Below are 18,333 nucleotides of genomic sequence, written 5' to 3' on the forward strand. Positions count from 1 at the left end.
TTACCCTTTTGGTATAGTGAAGTCGAAAAAAATTACCCTAGCAAGTCAATAATTTGTGAGGCTAATTCTGTTCCAATTCTGTCTTGAGCTTCGTTGGTTGCCGCTCCTATATGTGGTGTCAACGAGATTTTAGAATGCATCAAAATCGCCAATTCTGGTTTTGGCTCACTTTCAAAAACATCTAAACCTGCAAAAGCTACTTTTCCGCTGTCTAAAGCTTTCACTAAGGCTACTTCGTCAATTACACCACCACGCGCACAGTTTACAATTCCTACGCCATCTTTCATGGTAGCCAATTGCTCCTCACCAATAATATACCCGTCTTGTGCTGGTACATGCAAAGTAATGAAGTCAGCTTCTTGAAACAACGATTCTAAAGATTGCGAAACAATAGTAGTAGTTATCGATTGTCCGTCAAAAAAATCGACTTTAACATCCACTTGAGGGATAAAGCTATCGGCAGCAATGACTTTCATGCCTAATCCCAAAGCCATTTTTGCGGTAGCTTGACCAATACGTCCAATACCTACAATTCCTAAAGTTTTTCCTCTAAGTTCCGTACCGTTAGCATACGCTTTTTTCAAACCTTCAAAATTAGTATCACCTTCAAGAGGCATATTTCTGTTAGAGTAGTGTAAAAAACGAACCCCAGTAAACAAATGTCCAAAAACCAATTCCGCCACTGATTCTGATGAAGAAGCAGGCGTATTGATTACGTGAATCCCTTTGCTTTTTGCATAATCCACATCAATATTATCCATACCAACACCGCCACGACCAATAATTTTGATACCCGGACAAGCATCGATAATGTCTTTGCGCACTTTGGTAGCACTTCTTACCAAGATAACGCTCACGTTGTTTTCATTAATAAAATTGGCCACTTGTTCTTGCGCCACTTTTGTAGTGATTACTTCAAAACCACCTTTTTCTAAAGCTAGAATTCCACTTTTCGAAATTCCGTCATTGGCTAATACTTTCATTTTTTATTTCTTTTGTTTCTCTAATTCCTTGTTTTTCCCAAAGAATCAACTGTACTATAATTTTATTTTTTTAGGAGCTAATCCCGCTATCCGTTCTTATCTTTTCTATTTTTAAAGGAAAAATAGAAAAGGATATCCACTACTATCGGGGCTAGGGGAGTTGTGCTTTCAAGAAAGTTTGGTGCAAGCGATTAAACCGCTGCTTCCAAAGCTTTCATAACATCAACCAAAACTTGAACACTTTCTATTGGCATAGCATTATAGATAGACGCTCTATAACCTCCTACAGAACGGTGTCCTGGAAGTCCTGAAATGTTAGCGGCTTTCCACAACGCGTCAAAAGTATCTTTATGAGCTTCGTCGTTCAATAAGAAAGTTACGTTCATATTCGAACGGTCTTCTACAGCAGCAGTTCCTCTAAACAATGGATTTCTGTCGATTTCATTGTACAATAAGGCCGCTTTTTCATTATTGATTTTTTCAATGGCAGCTACACCTCCCAAGTTTTTCAGCCATTGCAAAGTCAATAGCGAAGTATATACTGGGAAAACTGGTGGAGTATTGTACATACTCTCTGCTTTTATATGTTTGGCATAATCCAACATACTTGGAATCACGCGACCGTTTTTGCCTAAAATTGCTTCTTTTACCACCACCAAAGTCGTTCCTGCTGGCCCCATATTTTTTTGAGCGCCTGCATAAATAATATCAAATTGGGTAAAATCCAAAACACGTGAAAAAATATCCGAACTCATATCACAAACAACTGGAATATTCAATTTTGGGAATTCTTTCATTTGTGTTCCAAAAATGGTATTGTTACTCGTACAGTGAAAATAATCGGCATCTTCTGGCACGGCATATACTTTTGGAATATGATTGTAATTTTGTTCTTTAGAGGAAGCTACAATAACGGTTTCTCCAAAAACTTTGGCTTCTTTAATGGCAGCACTGGCCCAGGTGCCTGAGTCTAAGTAGGCTGCTTTACCTCCTTCTTTCATTAGGTTGTAAGGTGCCATTATAAATTCTAAACTGGCGCCTCCTGGCAAAAACAAAGCATGATATCCTTTGTCGGTTAAATCTAAAAGTTCTAAAGCAAGTGCTCTTGCTTCTTCCATGACCGCAACAAAATCTTTACTGCGATGCGAAATTTCTAAAATTGATAATCCTGAGTTGTTGAAATCTAAAATGGCTTGTGCTGATTTTTCAAAAACTTCTTGTGGTAAAATACTTGGTCCTGCGCTGTAATTGTGTTTCTTCATGGTTAGTTAGTGTCCGAAATTTAAAATGCAAATTTCGGCAATCATAACAGAAAACAAGCTGAATTATTCGAAATAATAAGACAAATTTTTACTTTATTGTTAATAAAAATGAAATTGTATCTATGTTATCTGCGTAATCCCATAATTCAGGTGTTTGAGTCATTCCAAATAGAATACTATTTGGAGTCAAATTGTTGGATACAATGCATTGTATTTTTTCATTATCCTCTTCTAATCGACGGGTTACTTCGTTTAAATCATCATAATATTCATAAAAGGTACTCGAAATAGGGGAGCTATATCCAAAATCTTCTTTAATAGTTAAGAATCCGTTATCTAATAGTTTGAAATTACTCATTAAAAATACGGCTTTATTATAATCGTAGTTATTGGCGTATTTTTCGTATTCAATTACATCTTTGTATTTAAATATAGCCTCAAAAAAAGCGTCAAAAACATAGTTTTTTGGAACAAAAAGTTTTGAAACGTTTCGACAACCTAAACCAAAATAGCGAAATATGTCTTCACCCAAAGCTTCGAGTTGTTCTCGGGTTTCTTGTCCGGTTAAAATGGCTACAGAATTTCTATTTTTCCTTATTATGGAAGGTTTGTCTTTAAAGTAATAGTCAAAATAACGAGCCGTGTTGTTGCTGCCAGTAGCAATAACAGCATCAAAATTCTCTAATTTCCCTTCAACAAAAGTAATTTTGTCATTGAATTCAGGAGCAATGTGAAGTAAATATTTAGCAAGAAATGGTAGTAAATATTGATCACTAGAAGAAGTTTTTACCATTACTCTATGCCCAGAAATCAATACTGATAAAAAATCATGAAAACCAACCAAAGGAATATTTCCTGCTAGAATTAAAGCAATGGTTTTGGGATGTTTTTCTGTAAACTCATATTTTGAAAGCCATTGATCTAAGTTTTTTTTGGTCAATGCTTTAGACCAAGATTGAAAAGCGAAACAAACTTGCTCTGGTGTGTACCAACCATTATGTGATTGTGAAAGCGCAATCAGGCTAAGACATTCGTCGAAAAAAAGCGCATTACCCTCTACAGTATCTTTAATAGGATGCTCGAATGATCGAAATTGTCCTAAGAATTTTCCTAATTCAACAAATTTACTTTTTTTTGTTTCTAATGTCATATTGCTTGTGTATGAAATCTTTTGATTGTAATTTTGCACAAAAATAAGCTTTTTAGAAGCTAAAGACAAAAGTTGTTTTTTTTTAAAAATAGTAAAACAATTATTTAAATTTTAATTAAAAAATTTAGTTAAAGATGGCAATCATTATTACAGACGAATGCATTAACTGTGGCGCTTGCGAACCAGAATGTCCAAATACAGCAATTTATGAAGGCGCTGACGATTGGCGTTATAAAGATGGGACCAAGTTGAAAGGAAAAGTAATTTTACCAGACGGTACAGAAATTGATGCTGATGCACCACAAACGCCAATTTCTGACGAAGTTTACTATATCGTACCAGGAAAATGTACCGAATGTAAAGGGTTTCATGACGAACCACAATGTGCTGCTGTTTGTCCAGTAGATTGTTGTATACCTGATGATAATCACGTAGAGGATGAAGAAACCTTGTTGAATAGACAATCGTTTTTGCATAACGAATAAGCAAAACCGTTGGAATAAGTTTAAAAAGATTTGGGTGTTTCTCAGATCTTTTTTTGTATCTATCAAGTTTTACAATGCTTTGTTTATTGGTAAAAAAAACGAAATAAATCGGCGTTTTTTAACTTATTTAATTGTAAATAGTGTTTATATTAACTATTTTTCTATTTTTATAGAACTATTTTTTTTAATTAGTTATCAGATATAAATTCCTTTTGATGAAGAATATTCTTTTTGTTCTTTTATTAGTTTCTAGCATTCCGATGGTAGCTCAGAAAACAGAAAGAACTTTGGTGATTAAAGATATCGATACCCAACTTCCAATCGAAGATGTTACTGTTTTGGTAGCTCGAACCAAACAAATTCTCCTTAGCAATAAGGAAGGGGAAGTTAGTTTTATGATTAACGGAAATTCAAATATTCAGTTTTCTCATCCTTCCTATGTTGAAATGACTGTTCGACCGGCCACTCTTAAACAAAATGGCAATGTGATTTATTTAAAAAGTAGTCTGAATAATCTTGATGAATTAGTTGTAACTCGCCAGCATCCTCAAAAACTTTTAAAATCGCTTGTCGCAAATTCTATCAAAAAATTTAATGTTCCTGCTCGTTTAAAAGTATATTGTAGAGAATTTTTTAAGTTAAATGATGTTTACTCGTATTATACTGATGGCTTGCTTAATTTTCAAATTGTAGGTGATCAAAAAAAAATTAATTCAACTATTTTAGTGGAGCAAAATCGTTCTTTTGGGGTGTTAGAGGACGATGTAAGTGCTGATTTATTAGGGTATAACTTGAATAATATCATGGAAAATTATTATACCTTTAAGTATTTAGCACCAATTTTAGATCCAAAAGCTAAGGATAATTACTATTTCTTAGTGCGATCCTATTCTGAAAATAATGCCTATTATGTGCTTACAGCCACTCCTTTAGATAACTCCAAAGGTTTGCTAGATGAATTTAAAATTATCTATGATAATGATAAAAAATTGATTATCGAAGTGAGCTCTAAAATTTCTGATGTAAGTTTGTCAAGAAATATAGCGAACAATAAGATAGGAGCAAAAAACATTTATAAATCTAATTTCAAAACTACCTACCGTGTTGAGGATACTAATTATTTTTTAGTAAGTTCCAAAGAAGAAATCGGATTCGAGAAAGTGTATAAGAAAGAGACAAAAAACATAGAAGTCAGAAACTATTTAGTAACGACCAATTTTAGCAATCAAAATTACACCTATAGAGAGCCTCAAGTTTTCAAAAATAAGGCTTTAATGAACAAGGGGAATAGTATTCTATCAAATTATTGGGATTTTTCAGGTTTAGCAACAACAGAGGAAGAGCAACGAATCATTGCACTTATTGAGAAAAAAATGTAGTTTCCCTAATGTCTTACTTTTTAGTTTTTTTTCTTTTTGGCTACAATTACATACGTATCATAGGCATAGGTTTTTCTATCCATAATTTCAAGGATTTCAAAACCTTTTTTATAAAGAAACAGCTGTATTTCGTTTAAAGTAAATACCCTAACGGTTGAAAAATCTTCTGCAATAATTTCTTTTTCATTATTGTGAATCGTGTAATAAGTTGCGGTCCATTCCATTAAAAAATTATCTGCTGAGGTAAGTTTCCAATTGCTTTCTCGGTAATGTGTAATGCCATCGCAAATAGCTTCATGAAGGATGCTTTGGTTGTCTTCGGTATAAGGAATGTAGCGGTTAGCATCGATAAAATCGAACACAAATATACCTTCGTTGTTTAGGTTTTGATGAACGGAATCAAAGCAATAATATACATCTTCGTTTGAAATTAAATAACTTGTTGATCGTCCTGTGATTAGAATGGCATCCACTGGGTTTTCTAGTACAAATTCTCTCATATCACCATGAATGAAGGTGCTATTCGAAGTTCTTTTTTGGGCTATCGCTATCATGTCTTCGCTAGCATCTAATCCCAAATAGTTTTGATTGTTTTCAAAAAATCGAAGAGCAAGATTGCCAGTTCCGCTACCTAGCTCTAGAACAGAATTACAATGATGTTTTTGTAGTATATTGTTATACAATTTATACTCTTCATTGTAATCAATAAAGGTTTGGTACATGGCGTCGTAAATACCAGCCATTTTATCATTATATAGCTCAGCCATAACTATTTGTTTTGAGGATTAAATTTAATGAATTTTAAAAGAAAAGGGTTGCCAAATGACAACCCTTTTTTAATCTAATTTTCAATTTATTAGAATTTATAATTTAATGATAAATTAAGCATTGTGCCTAATTGGCTAAAATGATACCCATCATAAGTCATTTGAGAATAACGACCGTTGAATGTAATCAAATTGAATTGTGTTTTTCTTTGTGCAGGATCGTTTAAGATCGCTTGACCTGCAGCATTTTCTGCCTTGAATTCCCATTCTGGCAATACATTTAATAAGTTATTTACGTTTAAAGCTAAAGTAAGTTTCTCTGTAGCATTAAAATTAATACCCAAATCTGTTACAATTTTAGGAATGAATTCAGTTCTTAAATCATTACTCATACCGTCTTGTTTAAATGTGGTTTTTCCAAAATAAGTATTGTTAAGAGAGAAACCGAATTTTCCAATTTCATAGTTTGCACCAAGGATCCATTTTGTATCAGGTCTTGAGGTAAAAGTCAAGGCGTCTAAAATTGGTCCAAAAGAGTTATTTCTAACATCTGATATTCTTTCATTTTGGAAAGTAATGTTACCCGATAAGTTGAAACCTAATTTTCCTGAGCCTATTTCTAAATTGTTGTAATTGGCTACTACATCCAATCCAGAGGTTCTTGAATCGAATGAATTGGAGAACCAAGCTACATTTCCAAATTGTGTATCCTGACGGTCTCCTAAAACAATTCTGTCTTCAACTTTGATGTTGTAATAATCAACTGTAAAGTTGAAATTTTTAGAAGGTTTAGCACCTAAACCAATTGTAATGTTGGTAGAGTTTTCTGCTTTTAAACTAGGAACTCCTAAAATACGTGCTTGTGGCGAAACGTTGTTGATGATTCCGCTCAATTGTATACCTTGTCCAGCCACGAAAGAATACTGTGCTTTTTGAGTGTAAATTTGGTGTAAAGTAGGTGCTCTAAAACCAGTAGATACAGATCCTCTTAAGGTGATTTTATCATCTAAAAATTTATAACGAGTGCTTAATTTCCAAACTGTCGCTCCTCCAAAATCACTATATTCTTCGTGACGTAAAGTTCCGTTTACTAAAAAGTCTTCTGTGATATCAAAAGCAATATCACCATAGAAACCTAAGTTATAACGATTCCATTTTCCTGAATTTTCAGGTCTGTTGCCCGCAAAAGAGTCTGCTCCTAAACCTTCCCAAGAAGCTCTATCTCCTTCTATAACCTCAAAAGATTCTGTTCTGAATTCAGATCCAAAACCAATACTCACTTTGTCGGATAAATTTTTTGAAACATCAATATTTCCAACGATGTGATTGAATTTAGTCCCTCCAGGTTTAAAGGTAATTGGAGAGTTTTCTTTATATATATTGTTGCCAGCAGCATCTTTCAAATCAGATCTGTTTTGAGAGTTGGTTACTGTATACACTTGGCTGTTGCCACCTACAGTAATACTTCCGTCAGTATTCCATCCGTTGGTTTGATTTTTAAAACCTAAAGTTCCGTTATAATCGTTCAAATCACCAATAAAAGTGGGTACATATCCTTGGTAAGAAGCAGCTGTTCCGTCTCCAAAGAAATCAGCTAAATAAGGATTTGAAGGATCTAAAGTTCTCCAATAAGGTGTTCTGTAGTTAGCAAAAGAATTTACTTTTTTGTAAACATAGGCAGCATTGTAATACAATTGCGTATTGTCACTCAAATCTTTTCCTCCATTTACTAAAAATTTAGCAGCAGTAGTTTCAGGAGATCCATTAATGTTTCCTGCATCTGGATGTTTAGCTAAAAAAGCTTGCACATCAGAAAGGTTTGCGCCAAAATCTCCAGCCTCACCAGCAGCATCAACTTTTCCTGGACGGTTGGCTAAATTTACTTTAGAAAAATCTAAGGTATAGTTTAAAAATCCTTTTTCACCTACTGTTGTTCCACTATTAATGCTTACGCCTAACATTTCTCCATCCCCTTCAGAAGTAATTCCACTTCTTAAAGTTACAGCTCCAGAATTGTTGTTTTTCTTTAAAATAATGTTCATTACCCCAGCAATAGCGTCCGATCCATATTGAGCAGAAGCACCATCGCGTAAAATCTCTACTCTTTCGATAGCATCTGTTGGGATAGCAGAAATATCGGCTCCAGTTTCTCCACGTCCTGGAGAGGTTTGTACATATACTAAAGAACTTAAATTTTTACGTTTTCCATTGATTAAGATTAAAGTTCTACTTGGTCCCATGTTTCTGATTTCGTAGGGATCTAGTAAAGAGGTTGCATCATTAACAGGAGTTTGTACAGTGTTGAATGACGGTATTTTGTATTGTAACGCCTTGTCGAAGGTAGCCTGTCCTGTGGATACCAAATCTTTAGAAGACAAAACATCAATAGGAAGCGCTGAAGTAGTGTTACTTCTTGGTGCAGTTCTAGTTCCTGTCACTACAACTTCTTGAAGGTTTTGACCTCCTTCTTCGGATAGTGTAACATTAAGAACGGTTCCTAAAGTAGTTTTAGTTACTGTAGTATAGCCTACATAACTAAAAATTAAAGCCGAATCTTCATTGATTCTAATTTTATATTTTCCGTCCATGTCTGTGGAAACACCATTTTTTGTTCCCTTTTCAGTTACATTCACTCCTGGAAGTGGATTGCCTCCAGAATCTTTTACTACTCCAGTTACTTCTTTTTGTGCTAGCATTACAAAAGAGCATAACAAGAATAATATTAAACTTAATTTTTTCATAAATAATTTGGTTTTTTGGTTAATATTTGCTTGCAATATATAATTATTTCTTAATACTACTGTGATATTTAATGGTTTTTTTAAAAAAAATGTGATAATTGTTAATTGTTTTTTTTTGACTTTAAATCCATTTTATTAAACTTATATTTGCATTTTATTTACTATCAAAATGTTAGAAATTGCTTATTATTTTTTTTAGGCATTTTTTATTCTATTAATTAAAATTTATTTTTATAAATGAAAGCAGGAATTGTAGGCTTGCCTAATGTTGGAAAATCAACTTTATTCAATTGTTTGTCAAATGCCAAAGCGCAGAGTGCAAACTTCCCTTTTTGTACCATCGAACCCAATATTGGTGTGGTGAATGTGCCAGATCCAAGAATTGAAAGACTAGAACAATTGGTGAAACCAGAACGCGTGCAAATGGCTACTGTGGATATTGTAGATATTGCCGGATTGGTAAAAGGCGCTAGTAAAGGAGAAGGTTTGGGAAATCAATTCTTAGGAAATATTAGAGAATGTAATGCCATTATTCATGTTTTGCGTTGTTTTGACAATGACAATATTGTGCATGTTGACGGAAATGTGAACCCAATTCGTGATAAAGAAACTATTGATATCGAATTGCAGTTAAAAGACTTAGAAACCATCGAAAAACGATTGGAGAAAGTTAAAAGAGCTGCAAAAACTGGAAATAAAGAAGCTCAAGCTGAAGAAGCATTATTGAATAGAATCCGCGAAGCACTTTTACAAGCTAAGTCTGCTAGAACCGTTACGCCTCAAAATCACGATGAAGAAGTTTTGATGGAAAGTTTTCAATTGATTACGGCAAAACCAGTTTTGTATGTGTGTAATGTTGATGAAAGTTCGGCTGTGAATGGAAACCAATACGTAGATCAAGTTCGAGAATTGGTTAAAGATGAAGAAGCTGAAGTAATTGTTCTTTCTGTAGGAGCCGAGGCTGATATCACCGAATTGGAAAGCTATGAAGAACGCCAGGTTTTTTTGGAAGATTTGGGTTTAACAGAGCCAGGTGCTTCGGTGTTAATTCGTGCAGCTTATAAATTATTGAAACAACAAACGTATTTTACAGCCGGTGTAAAAGAAGTACGTGCTTGGACAATTACTATTGGTGCAACCGCTCCACAAGCGGCGGGGGTTATTCATACCGATTTTGAAAAAGGTTTTATTCGTGCCGAAGTAATTTCTTATGAGGATTTTGTACACTACGGTTCTGAGGCTAAATGTAAAGAAGCCGGTAAGTTCAGAGTAGAAGGAAAAGAATATGTAGTGAAAGATGGTGATGTCATGCATTTTAGATTTAATGTATAATCCTGATTGGGTAGTACATACACTATAGACCGAGCAATTTGCTCGGTTTTTTTTTTTTTTTTGATTAGCAATGCATTGCTTGTTGTAAAAAGTTAATACCAAGGCTAATCCATGAATTTCCTATTTTTGTAGTCAAAATTCATTTACATTTTAATTTAGTTTTATGAGCAATGCATTATCTGGAAATAAACAAATTGGTAGGGTTTCTTCATTTAAGGATCTAGTAACAACAGATTTTAAAGGGGTAATGAATGCCTTGTGTTGGCACAGAAATTTGGAAGGTGATTTTGCAGCAATTGTAAGTCAACTGCAACTCAAAGACAATATAACTGAAATTCTTCCTGAAGATCTATTGGCATTGCAACTATCAGAAAGAGGGAATAGGGCAAGAGAAATTATTTTGAATGATTTACAGCTATTAGCCAATTTTGGAGCTTCTCCCTCGCTTAATTTATTGAAATGCTATGAGCGAGACGATGAATTGGATTTCATCTCAACAGATGTGTATTCCTATCATGTAGATCGTTCTCCCATTGCTACAGATACATTTTTATGTACTTATTACGGAGCGGCCAGTGATATTATTCCAAATCATGAAGCAGAGCAGAAAACTCTAATTCCAGAAATTAGAAAAAAACTTAAAACTTTACATCAAGGTCCACCTGAGGAATTTGAAGATTTTTTAAAGGAAAACTATTTTGATCTGCATTATCAAGCCAAACCCAATGCTCAACCGATCAATTTAGGAATTGGACATCTTTGGCGCCTAGCAGTAGATCATCCTAAACAACAAGTGCTACCTTGTATTCACAGAGCACCTAAAGAAAATGAAGGAGAATATCGTTTGTTGTTGATTTGTTAGTGACAAACTGTTAAGACAACGTCATTTTTTAATTCTATCCTCTGGTTCTTGAGATAAGTGCTGACTCTTTTGGATATCCAAATTTTATCCTTTACAAATACCCTATTTGTAGCAAAGGAACAATAGTGGTTTATTATCTGAATTTCTTCTTCAAAACCAAGAACTTTTTTCACGAGTTTATATTTTTTGAGAGGAGTTCAAGATACGCTACGCTTGATTCTCCTATTTTTAAATTCAAAATACAAAAGTAGTAGCTCATTGGTATATATCTAACATAGGTATTCTCTGAACGTTGTTTTCTTCTTAAAAACAGTCCGTAAACTCTTGCTTTTATTGGGTAATTCAGTTTCGCTATGAAGTCTAATGCGGATTCTGGGTTCAAAATACAAAAGTAGTAGCTCATTGGTATTTATTGTACATAGGTATTTGCTGAACGTTGTTTTTTTTCTTAAAAAACAGTCCGTAAACTCTTGCTTTTATTGGGTAATTCAGTTTCGCTACGAAATCTAATGCGGATTCTGGGATTAAAGTTTTTATGGGTTTCAACCTATCATAAGTCGGTAAAGTTGATTTTTAAACATTGAACATGCCGTTCAAAGGATTAAATGTTCTCTTCATCGAAAAGTTGGATACAATTGGGATACATGATTCAACTTTTGTAAATTTTGTATTCATAATAGTAATATTGCAATCATTTACCAAGGTACTAACCAGAAAACAGTAAAACTAATAAAACAGTAATAGCTTATTTGAACTTTATATTTTGGTTGCAACTTAAAGTGAGGATCAATGAAAAAAAATGGCTGTCTCAAAAGAAACAGCCATTTTTTAATTTGGGACGGGTATTTTTTATAGGTATTCTCCGTGTTGCGTAATGTCTAAACCTAATTCTTCTTTATCTTCACTTACACGTAAAGGAGTGATTTTGTTAACGATAAAGAATAAAGCATACGAAGCAGCAAAAGCAAAGAGAGATACTAATACTAAGGCTTTCAATTGGATTAAGAATAGGGTAGCATCACCAAAGATTAATCCTTGGTTGTCGCCAACAATTGAGTTGACTGATTTTGAAGCAAAAACACCCGTTAAAAGCATTCCTACCATTCCACCTACACCATGACATGCAAATACATCTAAGGCATCGTCAATTTTACCTTTAGGGAATTTGCTACAAACAAAATTACTAATAATACTAGCAATAATACCAATAGCAATAGCGTGTGGGATAGTAACAAATCCAGCCGCTGGTGTTATGGCAACCAATCCGACAACTGCGCCAATACAAGCACCCATTGCGGATAATTTGTGTCCTAATATTTTGTCTAAGAAAACCCAAGCCATGGCAGCGGCAGCGGCAGCAACAGTAGTTGTTCCTAGGGCTTGAGCGGCTAAACCACTAGCTCCAACAGCAGAACCTGCATTGAATCCAAACCATCCGAACCATAATAAACCAGTTCCTAATAATACATAGGTAATACGAGCTGGGTTAACTTTTTGAACTTTTCTTTTACCTAAGAACATCGCTCCAGCCAAAGCAGCCCAACCTGCACTCATGTGAACTACAGTTCCTCCAGCAAAGTCTAATACTCCCCATCCGAAGAATAACCCGTCAGGATGCCAAGTCATATGACATAAAGGGGTATAAATGAATAATATGAACAATACCATAAATAACAAGTAAGCCCAAAAACGAACACGTTCAGCAAAAGCACCAGTAATTAATGCGGGTGTGATAATCGCAAACTTTGCTTGAAAGAAGGCAAACAATATAAATGGAATGGTTGGTGCTAATTCCCAGGCTGTAGATGCATTTACTCCTTGAAACATGAAGTTGCTTGATGGATCTCCAATGATTCCTCCTATTGTAGGTCCAAAACATAATCCGAATCCAACCAAAACCCATAATACAGTTACAATAACCATTGCCATAAAACTTTGTAACATGGTACTAATAACATTTTTTTTGCCAACCATACCACCATAAAAAAAGCCCAAGCCAGGAGTCATGAGTAATACTAATGCTGAAGCAACAATCATCCAAGCGGTATCGCCTGTATCTAATTTCAGGGCCACTATATGGGCTCCTAAAGTGGTGGATTCGGTTTGAAAGTAAATGGAAAAAATGGATACTACTAAAATTGTGATCAGAATCACACTCAAAATAATTTTACGCATAGTTTTTGGTTTTTTGGTTAATTATGGGGTAAAAATAAAAAAATGAATCTATACCCCCTTAAAAATAATATTATTAAATTAAATTTTTATCAAATTACTATTTTACCCCTATTTAAATTATGGGTATGTGTTTAATAATTGCGCATTTTTTGTTTTTTATTAAAAATATAATTGTGTATTATGTTGTTGTGATTGATGCAAAGTGTAAATGGCATACTAGAATTGAATAAAAAAAAAATGAGGTATCTTATTGAATAAGGCACCTCATTTTATTACAAGAAAAAAGGGAATCTATTTTAAAGTATGTTCGCTTAAAATACGATAGACTTCGTTGATATTATTGCTCCCTTTACCAAATTGTTTCGTAATGGGATGGGGTTCATTATTTAACCAAATTTTTAAATCGGCATCCATGTCCAATAAACCAGCACTTTCTTTAGAGAATTTTTTGATATTCTTGTAAGGGATAGACAAGTAGTCCACTTTGGAACCTACTAATTGTTTTTCAACTAAAATGAGTCTTTTGTTCGTAAAAACAAACATGTCTTTTAGTAATCGAAAGGCTTTTTCAATGACTTCACCTTCAATTAATAGAGGTTCGAATTCTTTTGAAGCACTTTCAATAGTGACTTCCGCGGCATTTCCTAGTATGGCATTAAATAGTCCCATGATTTTTATTTTTGATTGTATTTTGCTTTGTATTTATCACTAAGTTTCGTTTGATGTGTGGCTAAACTAATCATTCTCCCTTGAATAAAGGCATGGGTTAATTTATTGGTTCTCATGTCAAGAGCATCACCTTCTGAGATGAAAAGAGTGGCATCTTTGCCTTCTTCCAAGGAGCCACATTGTTGGTCAATACCCAGTAATTTAGCTGTGTTTAGTGTGATTAATTGCAACGCTTTTTCTTTATCTAAACCATAGGCTGCACATGTCCCCGCCAGAAAAGGTAAGTTTCTTGAACTCATTCGTTCTTTACTTCCACTATTTTCTAAGCCAACTATGATTCCTTTGTCGGTTAGTATTTTTGCCATTTTATAAGGTAAATTCACATCTTGATCTTCATTGGTAGGCATGTCATGCACTCTTCTAAGGAAGACTCCAATATTGTTTTTTTGTAATAGTGGAGCTACTTTATAGGCTTCAAAACCTCCAACAATTACTATTTTTTTAATGCCGTTTTCTAAAGCTAACTGAATACCATCTACAATTTGTTTTTCTTCATCAGCATGAATGAATAAGGTTTGAGTTCCATCAAATAACCCTTTGGTAGCTTCGGTCACAAGATTTCGACTATCAGATGATCCAGCTAAATACGCCTTGGCACTTTTGAAAAAGGCATTCAATTCCCCTACTTGTTTTGAGTAATCTTTATTAGGTTCTATCGATCCTGGTTCAGCCCACCAACCCCCTCTTCTGAAGGTAGCAGGGAGATTGATATGAATACCATCACTTTCTTTTATTAGAGCATCTTTCCAATGCCATGCATCCAATTGGACTATAGAAGAAGTACCAGAAACTCTTCCTCCTCTTGGGGTGATTTGAGCCATCAAAATTCCGTTGGGGCGAACGGTTTCAATTACTTTTGAATCAGCCGTATAAGCAATAATACTTCTAACATTTGGATTGAAATTTCCAATTTCTTCTTCATCATCCGAAGATTTAACGGCATCAATTTCAACTAATCCTAGTGTTGAATTGGGTACGATAAAACCAGGATACACGTGTTTACCAGTTCCGTCTATGGTGGTGTCATAGGCTCCTTGGGCTATTTTAATTTGTTGCGCATTGGCCACTAAACTAATTTTTCCATCTTTAAATCCTATGGCTGCGTTTTCTATCACTTCACCTGTTCCCAAATGTGCTGTTGCATTGAGAATGAGTACTGATTGAGATTGTGGTGGTGCAGGTATTTGTTGGGCTTGGCTAAGGGTAGAACAACTTAGTGCAACCCATAAAAGTGCTATTTTTTTATTCATCTTGTTTACAATTTGTTGATTAAAATACAGTACAAAAAGACACTAAAGCTCTTCCATTGTATCGCATTCATATTCTTTTTTCACTGGTTTTTTGGGTTCTTGAGTAGTCATTCCTTTATTTTTTTCTAGCAATAATTGACCAATCAATTGCGCTCTTTCTTTTGCATTTGCTGCTCTTTTGGCTTCATCTATTTGGCTATCAAAATATACCACACCTTCGATTACTGTTTTTTCTACTTTAGCATAAATAGACAATGGATTGTCGCTCCATAATACAACATCGGCGTCTTTTCCTACTTTAATACTACCTACTTTATCATCTAGATGTAATAACTTTGCAGGGTTTAAAGTCACAAATTTCCATGCTTCTTCTTCGGAGATATTGCCGTATTTTACTGCTTTTGCTGCTTCTTGATTCAATCTTCTAGACATTTCGGCATCGTCTGAGTTGTAAGCGACTACTAAACCTGCATTATGCATTATTGCTCCATTTTGAGGAATGGCATCGTTAACTTCAAATTTGTAGGCCCACCAATCTGAGAATGTGGAGGCGCCAACACCATGTTCTTTCATTTTGTCCGCTACTTTATAGCCTTCAAGAATATGGGTATAGGTGTTTACTTTAAATCCCATTTTATCAGCAACATTTAGTAACATCAATATTTCGGATTGCACATAGGAGTGACATGAAATGAATCGCTTGTTGTTTAAGATTTCGAGTAAGGTTTCCATTTCTAAATCTACCCTTGGTGATTTCGTTTTGTCTTTTTTGTTTCCAGAATTAAATTTTTTCCAAGCTAGGTCATATTCTTTAGCTCTTTGAAAATAATCGGTAAACACTTGTTCTACTCCCATACGAGTTTGTGGAAAACGCGTTGGATTTACATTACCCCAATTGGATTGTTTAACATTTTCACCTAAAGCAAATTTGATGAATTTAGGTTGGTTTTTGTATAATAATTCTTCGGGTTCCATTCCCCATTTCCATTTTACAATAGCCGAGCGACCACCAATTGGGTTGGCGGAACCGTGTAATAATTGTGAAGTGGTGACTCCTCCAGCTAATTCTCTGTAGATATTGATATCTTCTGAGTTAACCACATCTTCAATGGTTACTTCGGCACTGGAATTGTGTCCTCCTTCATTTACTCCATTCGATATAGCGATATGAGAGTGTTCGTCAATGATGCCGCTAGTTAAATGTTTCCCTTTGGCATCAATGATAGTAGCTCCTCCATCAGAAAGATTTTTGCCAATTGCCGCAATTTTTCCATTTTTAACCAAAACATCGGTTTGTGCTACGATCCCTTCTTTTTCGTTGGTCCAAACCGTTGCATTTTTGAATAGAAGGGTTTGAGCTTTTGGCATTTCGGTATTTCCGTAGGCAATGTTCGGAAAAGTTACAGGTTGCACAGTGAATGGTTTTTCAACGGCGCTTGAGTCTTTTATGATTTTAAATGGTGCTGTCTTTTTAGCATACCAAGTTACTTCAGATCCATCATTTAAAATAGCTTTTCCTGATAAGTTATCGGTAGTGTCTACCAAACCATTCAATCTTGTAAAACTTGTTTTTACTTCATCATTAGGTTTGATTAATAAAGTCAACCATTGGTTGGCAAAGGTTAAATTTGATTTTATTTTCTTTTTATCAGTGGTGGAAATATCAGATTTTGGTTTCGCTACTTCACCTTCAATTTTTAATTTATAGGTTTCATTGCTTATGGATAAATCATATTCTCCACGAATGTCTTTGATGGTCCAATCATTGATGACGTATTTACTGCCCTGAACCCAATTTTCGAATAGTACGGTTTTTTCATCAAACACTTCTCCCGAAGTGATGATAAAGTTGGCATAACTGCCGTTTTTTAGATTTCCTATTTCATTGCTTTTTCCTAGCAAAGCTGCAGGTACAGTGGTTAATGCCTCTAATGCTTTAGTTTTGTCGAAACCAAACTGAATGGCTTTTAGTAGATTTCCTCTAAAGTCTTCTGTCTTTTTTAGTTTGTCTGTTGTTAAAGCGAAAGTAATGCCATTTTCAGCTAGGACTTTTAAGTTGCTAGGGGCTTGATTCCAAAAACGCAAATCGGCCAACTCCATTTGGTTAGCATTGAACGGATTTGAAACATCGTAAGCCTCTGGGAAGTTAATTGGAATGATGAAACTAGCCTTTGTTTTTTTGATTTCTTGAATGCGTTCAAATTCATTGCCAGCTCCTTTTAGAATATAATTCAATCCAAATTCTTTTGCAATTTTGGAGGCTCTTAAACTATTCAATTTGTCTTCTGCAGTAAATATTTGAATTAGTTTTTCGTTAGCAATCAAAGCTTCTAAGGATAAGTCTTTGTTAGAGGCGTTACCGTTTTTATACCATTCTTTATCGTGATACATTTGACGTAGTAAAGCCATCATGCCCATCAATGACGAAGGGTAGGACTGATTGGTGGTTACACTACGAGTAAAGCCAAAATGTTGAGTAGCTTTGTTACTTAAGATGCGATTGGTTTTATCGCTGTTGTTCAATGCGACAATAGCTCCAGTTCCTCGGGCAATTCCATCTTGAATGTGAGTGCCTACTACACCAAATCCAGCTTTTAGTAATTCCTCGGCTTTGGCTTCGTCATAAGAGAAAGTTTCGTAAGCATTGATTTCAGAGCGAATATTTTCGTTCCAATAATAACCAGTTCGTTTGGTGTCATAAGAAGAACCTCTTTCTGCCGATGCCGCTCTTTTGGGTTTTTCGGCACCAAAGCTAGTATACATGTCGATGAAGGAAGGGTAAATTGATTTCCCTTCAGCATCAATGACCATGGCATTTTTGGGAATTGCAACTGTAGCGCCTGAAGCAACTACTTTTCCGTTTTGAATGAGTAAAGTCCCTTTTTCAATGATTTGAGTGGGGGTAACATAGATTTTTACGTTGGTAAACGCAGTGTAGTAGTTGTTTTTGTTTGGAATACTTTCGTTATTCGGAAAGTATTCTTGTGCTTGTGTTTTCGCTATAAAAATACCGAAAAAGAGTAGGAATAAAAGTTTTTTCATAATGGTTGGTTAATTTTTTTAAAAATAAGAAAATTAAATACAGTTCGTGTTGAATTTTAAATTTTAACTTTCATTTTTCTGGGAGAACTTTTTTTTTCGGCTATTTTATTTTTTTTTTGGGGTTAAAGTGGGGAATATTTAAGAATACTTTTTAAATTTAACAAGTTGATTACTGT

General features: G+C 34.6%; 13 protein-coding genes. 4 read left to right on the plus strand and 9 right to left on the minus strand.

Features of this window, described 5'->3' with window-relative positions; genetic code table 11:
• Window positions 1-32: 32 nt before the first annotated feature.
• The 3 genes from ACSVH5_RS04145 to ACSVH5_RS04155 form a co-directional block, all read right to left on the minus strand.
• Window positions 33-983, minus strand: coding sequence for a D-2-hydroxyacid dehydrogenase (locus ACSVH5_RS04145; RefSeq protein WP_438060197.1), 951 nt, complete (start codon window positions 981-983; stop codon window positions 33-35).
• Window positions 984-1,174: 191 nt separating this feature from the next.
• Window positions 1,175-2,245: a 3-phosphoserine/phosphohydroxythreonine transaminase gene (serC, locus tag ACSVH5_RS04150; RefSeq protein WP_438060198.1), complete on the minus strand. Its 1,071-nt coding sequence runs from the start codon at window positions 2,243-2,245 to the stop codon at window positions 1,175-1,177.
• A gap of 88 nt (window positions 2,246-2,333) precedes the next feature.
• Window positions 2,334-3,395, minus strand: coding sequence for an acyl-CoA reductase (locus ACSVH5_RS04155; RefSeq protein WP_438060199.1), 1,062 nt, complete (start codon window positions 3,393-3,395; stop codon window positions 2,334-2,336).
• Window positions 3,396-3,529: 134 nt separating this feature from the next.
• Here ACSVH5_RS04155 and ACSVH5_RS04160 point away from each other — a divergent pair, with 134 nt between their 5' ends.
• Window positions 3,530-3,880: a 4Fe-4S dicluster domain-containing protein gene (locus ACSVH5_RS04160; RefSeq protein WP_438060200.1), complete on the plus strand. Its 351-nt coding sequence runs from the start codon at window positions 3,530-3,532 to the stop codon at window positions 3,878-3,880.
• A 215-nt stretch (window positions 3,881-4,095) separates the two neighbouring features.
• Window positions 4,096-5,259, plus strand: a complete 1,164-nt coding sequence (locus ACSVH5_RS04165) for a hypothetical protein (protein WP_438060201.1) — start codon at window positions 4,096-4,098, stop codon at window positions 5,257-5,259.
• 20 nt (window positions 5,260-5,279) lie between these two features.
• Here ACSVH5_RS04165 and ACSVH5_RS04170 read toward each other — a convergent pair whose 3' ends face one another.
• Both ACSVH5_RS04170 and ACSVH5_RS04175 read right to left on the minus strand, forming a co-directional pair.
• Window positions 5,280-6,026 carry a class I SAM-dependent DNA methyltransferase gene (locus ACSVH5_RS04170; protein WP_438060202.1) on the minus strand — a complete coding sequence of 249 codons (747 nt, stop codon included), beginning with the start codon at window positions 6,024-6,026 and terminating at the stop codon, window positions 5,280-5,282.
• An 89-nt stretch (window positions 6,027-6,115) separates the two neighbouring features.
• Window positions 6,116-8,767 (minus strand): TonB-dependent receptor, encoded by a 2,652-nt coding sequence (locus ACSVH5_RS04175; protein ID WP_438060203.1) that lies wholly within the window; start codon window positions 8,765-8,767, stop codon window positions 6,116-6,118.
• A 237-nt stretch (window positions 8,768-9,004) separates the two neighbouring features.
• Between ACSVH5_RS04175 and ychF the strand changes: the two genes are divergently transcribed.
• Together ychF and ACSVH5_RS04185 are read left to right on the plus strand one after the other, a co-directional pair.
• On the plus strand, window positions 9,005-10,099 hold the full coding sequence (gene ychF, locus ACSVH5_RS04180; RefSeq protein ID WP_438060204.1) for a redox-regulated ATPase YchF: 1,095 nt from the start codon (window positions 9,005-9,007) through the stop codon (window positions 10,097-10,099).
• A 163-nt stretch (window positions 10,100-10,262) separates the two neighbouring features.
• Entirely contained in the window at window positions 10,263-10,961 is a 699-nt protein-coding gene (locus tag ACSVH5_RS04185) for a DUF1826 domain-containing protein (protein WP_438060205.1), read from the plus strand.
• A gap of 849 nt (window positions 10,962-11,810) precedes the next feature.
• On the opposite strand, the gene ACSVH5_RS04190 is transcribed toward ACSVH5_RS04185, so the two are convergent.
• The 4 genes from ACSVH5_RS04190 to ACSVH5_RS04205 form a co-directional block, all read right to left on the minus strand.
• Complete coding sequence (locus tag ACSVH5_RS04190; protein WP_438060206.1) at window positions 11,811-13,136, minus strand: ammonium transporter; 1,326 nt, start codon at window positions 13,134-13,136, stop codon at window positions 11,811-11,813.
• A 291-nt stretch (window positions 13,137-13,427) separates the two neighbouring features.
• Window positions 13,428-13,805, minus strand: coding sequence for a PH domain-containing protein (locus ACSVH5_RS04195; RefSeq protein WP_438060207.1), 378 nt, complete (start codon window positions 13,803-13,805; stop codon window positions 13,428-13,430).
• Between the two features lie 5 nt (window positions 13,806-13,810).
• Complete coding sequence (locus tag ACSVH5_RS04200) at window positions 13,811-15,115, minus strand: amidohydrolase family protein (RefSeq protein WP_438060208.1); 1,305 nt, start codon at window positions 15,113-15,115, stop codon at window positions 13,811-13,813.
• A gap of 42 nt (window positions 15,116-15,157) precedes the next feature.
• A complete protein-coding gene (locus ACSVH5_RS04205; RefSeq protein ID WP_438060209.1) occupies window positions 15,158-18,157 on the minus strand; it encodes an amidohydrolase family protein in 3,000 nt (999 codons plus the stop codon).
• Window positions 18,158-18,333 lie beyond the last annotated feature (176 nt).

Source organism: Flavobacterium sp. RSSA_27, from assembly GCF_051547125.1.
Classification (GTDB): Bacteria; Bacteroidota; Bacteroidia; order Flavobacteriales; family Flavobacteriaceae; genus Flavobacterium.

What these genes read in the sequence shown, in the direction of transcription:
- ACSVH5_RS04145 (WP_438060197.1), bottom strand. Translation starts at nt 983, where the DNA reads ATGAAAGTATTAGCCAATGACGGAATTTCGAAAAGTGGAATTCTAGCT.
- serC (WP_438060198.1), bottom strand. Translation starts at nt 2,245, where the DNA reads ATGAAGAAACACAATTACAGCGCAGGACCAAGTATTTTACCACAAGAA.
- ACSVH5_RS04155 (WP_438060199.1), bottom strand. Translation starts at nt 3,395, where the DNA reads ATGACATTAGAAACAAAAAAAAGTAAATTTGTTGAATTAGGAAAATTC.
- ACSVH5_RS04160 (WP_438060200.1), top strand. Translation starts at nt 3,530, where the DNA reads ATGGCAATCATTATTACAGACGAATGCATTAACTGTGGCGCTTGCGAA.
- ACSVH5_RS04165 (WP_438060201.1), top strand. Translation starts at nt 4,096, where the DNA reads ATGAAGAATATTCTTTTTGTTCTTTTATTAGTTTCTAGCATTCCGATG.
- ACSVH5_RS04170 (WP_438060202.1), bottom strand. Translation starts at nt 6,026, where the DNA reads ATGGCTGAGCTATATAATGATAAAATGGCTGGTATTTACGACGCCATG.
- ACSVH5_RS04175 (WP_438060203.1), bottom strand. Translation starts at nt 8,767, where the DNA reads ATGAAAAAATTAAGTTTAATATTATTCTTGTTATGCTCTTTTGTAATG.
- ychF (WP_438060204.1), top strand. Translation starts at nt 9,005, where the DNA reads ATGAAAGCAGGAATTGTAGGCTTGCCTAATGTTGGAAAATCAACTTTA.
- ACSVH5_RS04185 (WP_438060205.1), top strand. Translation starts at nt 10,263, where the DNA reads ATGAGCAATGCATTATCTGGAAATAAACAAATTGGTAGGGTTTCTTCA.
- ACSVH5_RS04190 (WP_438060206.1), bottom strand. Translation starts at nt 13,136, where the DNA reads ATGCGTAAAATTATTTTGAGTGTGATTCTGATCACAATTTTAGTAGTA.
- ACSVH5_RS04195 (WP_438060207.1), bottom strand. Translation starts at nt 13,805, where the DNA reads ATGGGACTATTTAATGCCATACTAGGAAATGCCGCGGAAGTCACTATT.
- ACSVH5_RS04200 (WP_438060208.1), bottom strand. Translation starts at nt 15,115, where the DNA reads ATGAATAAAAAAATAGCACTTTTATGGGTTGCACTAAGTTGTTCTACC.
- ACSVH5_RS04205 (WP_438060209.1), bottom strand. Translation starts at nt 18,157, where the DNA reads ATGAAAAAACTTTTATTCCTACTCTTTTTCGGTATTTTTATAGCGAAA.